This window comes from Vibrio sp. RW (assembly GCF_027587105.1).
GTDB lineage: Bacteria > Pseudomonadota > Gammaproteobacteria > Enterobacterales > Vibrionaceae > Vibrio > Vibrio toranzoniae.
The window spans coordinates 1-524 of sequence record NZ_JAPPTM010000086.1 but is presented as its reverse complement, the minus strand read 5'-3'; the positions used below and the strand labels follow the sequence as shown (position 1 = coordinate 524).

General features: G+C 51.9%; 1 rRNA gene. It reads right to left on the bottom strand.

Annotation, left to right across the window (positions count from 1 at the left end):
• Positions 1 to 524: ribosomal RNA gene (locus tag OCT63_RS21430) — 23S ribosomal RNA — on the bottom strand; the annotation flags it as partial.

The following is a 524-nucleotide window of genomic DNA, read 5'->3' as shown; positions in this document are numbered from 1 at the left end:
ACCCTAAGGTACGTAGCCGCAGCTTCGGTGTATAGCTTAGCCCCGTTACATCTTCCGCGCAGGCCGACTCGACCAGTGAGCTATTACGCTTTCTTTAAATGATGGCTGCTTCTAAGCCAACATCCTGGCTGTCTGAGCCTTCCCACATCGTTTCCCACTTAGCTATACTTTGGGACCTTAGCTGGCGGTCTGGGTTGTTTCCCTCTCCACGACGGACGTTAGCACCCGCCGTGTGTCTCCCGGATAGTACTTACTGGTATTCGGAGTTTGCAAAGGGTTGGTAAGTCGGGATGACCCCCTAGCCTTAACAGTGCTCTACCCCCAGTAGTATTCGTCCGAGGCGCTACCTAAATAGCTTTCGGGGAGAACCAGCTATCTCCAGGTTTGATTGGCCTTTCACCCCTAGCCACAAGTCATCCGCTAATTTTTCAACATTAGTCGGTTCGGTCCTCCAGTTGATGTTACTCAACCTTCAACCTGCCCATGGCTAGATCACCTGGTTTCGGGTCTAATCCTAGCAACTG